2 rRNA genes are annotated in these 2963 nt (G+C 52.7%); both read left to right on the top strand.

Going from position 1 to position 2963, the window contains the following annotated elements:
* Positions 1–2710, top strand: a 23S ribosomal RNA gene (locus tag BCO18175_RS40310); the annotation flags it as partial.
* Between the two features lie 129 nt (positions 2711–2839).
* Positions 2840–2952 (top strand): 5S ribosomal RNA (rrf, locus tag BCO18175_RS40315).
* Positions 2953–2963 lie beyond the last annotated feature (11 nt).

A 2963-nucleotide genomic window follows, 5' to 3' on the forward strand; every position in this document is an offset into this window, starting at 1 on the left:
GAAGCGAACGCGGTGAACTGAAACATCTAAGTAACCGCAGGAAAAGAAATCAACCGAGATTCCCAAAGTAGTGGCGAGCGAAATGGGATGAGCCTTGCACTCTTTATTTGTATTGTTAGCCGAACGCTCTGGAAAGTGCGGCCATAGCGGGTGATAGCCCCGTAGGCGAAAACAGTATGAAAGAACTAGGTGTGCGACAAGTAGGGCGGGACACGTGAAATCCTGTCTGAAGATGGGGGGACCATCCTCCAAGGCTAAATACTCGTGATCGACCGATAGTGAACCAGTACCGTGAGGGAAAGGTGAAAAGAACCCCGGGAGGGGAGTGAAATAGATCCTGAAACCGCATGCATACAAACAGTCGGAGCCTCGAAAGGGGTGACGGCGTACCTTTTGTATAATGGGTCAGCGACTTACGTTCAGTAGCAAGCTTAACCGTATAGGGCAGGCGTAGCGAAAGCGAGTCCGAATAGGGCGTTCAGTTGCTGGGCGTAGACCCGAAACCAAGTGATCTATCCATGGCCAGGATGAAGGTGCGGTAACACGTACTGGAGGTCCGAACCCACTAACGTTGAAAAGTTAGGGGATGAGCTGTGGATAGGGGTGAAAGGCTAAACAAACTTGGAAATAGCTGGTTCTCTCCGAAAACTATTTAGGTAGTGCCTCGTGTCTCACCTTCGGGGGTAGAGCACTGTCATGGTTGGGGGGTCCATTGCGGATTACCCCGCCATAGCAAACTCCGAATACCGAAGAGTGCAATCACGGGAGACAGACATCGGGTGCTAACGTCCGGTGTCAAGAGGGAAACAACCCAGACCGCCAGCTAAGGTCCCCAAATATAGCTAAGTGGGAAACGAAGTGGGAAGGCTAAAACAGTCAGGAGGTTGGCTTAGAAGCAGCCACCCTTTAAAGAAAGCGTAATAGCTCACTGATCGAGTCGTCCTGCGCGGAAGATGTAACGGGGCTAAGCTATATACCGAAGCTGCGGATGCACATTTATGTGCATGGTAGGAGAGCGTTCTGTAAGCCTGCGAAGGTGTCTCGGAAGGGATGCTGGAGGTATCAGAAGTGCGAATGCTGACATGAGTAGCGATAAAGGGGGTGAAAGGCCCCCTCGCCGTAAGCCCAAGGTTTCCTACGCAACGTTCATCGGCGTAGGGTGAGTCGGCCCCTAAGGCGAGGCAGAAATGCGTAGCTGATGGGAAGCAGGTCAATATTCCTGCACCATTGTTAGATGCGATGGGGGGACGGATCGCGGAAGGTTGTCCGGGTGTTGGAAGTCCCGGTCGCTGCATTGGAGAAGGCGCTTAGGCAAATCCGGGCGCGGAATTCAAGGGTGTGGCGCGAGCTCCTTAGGGAGCGAAGCAATTGGAAGTGGTTCCAAGAAAAGCCTCTAAGCTTCAGTCTAATGATGACCGTACCGCAAACCGACACAGGTGGGCGAGATGAGTATTCTAAGGCGCTTGAGAGAACTCGGGAGAAGGAACTCGGCAAATTGGTACCGTAACTTCGGGATAAGGTACGCCCTTGTAGCTTGATGCCCCTGCGGGCAAAGGGTGAAGGGGTTGCAATAAACTGGTGGCTGCGACTGTTTAATAAAAACACAGCACTCTGCAAACACGAAAGTGGACGTATAGGGTGTGACGCCTGCCCGGTGCCGGAAGATTAAATGATGGGGTGCAAGCTCTTGATTGAAGTCCCGGTAAACGGCGGCCGTAACTATAACGGTCCTAAGGTAGCGAAATTCCTTGTCGGGTAAGTTCCGACCTGCACGAATGGCGTAACGATGGCCACACTGTCTCCTCCCGAGACTCAGCGAAGTTGAAGTGTTTGTGATGATGCAATCTACCCGCGGCTAGACGGAAAGACCCCATGAACCTTTACTGTAGCTTTGCATTGGACTTTGAACCGATCTGTGTAGGATAGGTGGGAGGCTATGAAACCGGAACGCTAGTTTCGGTGGAGCCGTCCTTGAAATACCACCCTGGTTTGTTTGAGGTTCTAACCTTGGCCCGTGATCCGGGTCGGGGACAGTGCATGGTAGGCAGTTTGACTGGGGCGGTCTCCTCCCAAAGCGTAACGGAGGAGTACGAAGGTACGCTAGGTACGGTCGGAAATCGTGCTGATAGTGCAATGGCATAAGCGTGCTTAACTGCGAGACCGACAAGTCGAGCAGGTGCGAAAGCAGGTCATAGTGATCCGGTGGTTCTGTATGGAAGGGCCATCGCTCAACGGATAAAAGGTACTCTGGGGATAACAGGCTGATACCGCCCAAGAGTTCATATCGACGGCGGTGTTTGGCACCTCGATGTCGGCTCATCTCATCCTGGGGCTGTAGCCGGTCCCAAGGGTATGGCTGTTCGCCATTTAAAGAGGTACGTGAGCTGGGTTTAAAACGTCGTGAGACAGTTTGGTCCCTATCTGCCGTGGGCGTTGGATATTTGAAGGGGGCTGCTCCTAGTACGAGAGGACCGGAGTGGACGAACCTCTGGTGTACCGGTTGTCACGCCAGTGGCATCGCCGGGTAGCTATGTTCGGAAGAGATAACCGCTGAAAGCATCTAAGCGGGAAACTCGCCTTAAGATGAGATATCCCTGGGGACTAGATCCCCTTGAAGGGTCGTTCGAGACCAGGACGTTGATAGGTCAGGTGTGTAAGCGCAGTAATGCGTTCAGCTAACTGATACTAATTGCCCGTAAGGCTTGATCCTATAACAAGTCTGTTTCGCGCTACAGAGCGCGTCGGACGGTTGGATTCTCGTGTGTGATACACACAACTCAAAATTACTGCTTCTTCCAAGATTGGTTGTGCTGCGAAGTCAGCACAACAACCCTCTTTGCCTGATGACCATAGCGAGTCGGTCCCACCCCTTCCCATCCCGAACAGGACCGTGAAACGACTCTACGCCGATGATAGTGCGGATTCCCGTGTGAAAGTAGGTAATCGTCAGGCTCCCTAAGCCA

The sequence above is a fragment of the Burkholderia lata genome (assembly GCF_902499335.1).
Taxonomy (GTDB): Bacteria; Pseudomonadota; Gammaproteobacteria; order Burkholderiales; family Burkholderiaceae; genus Burkholderia; species Burkholderia lata_B.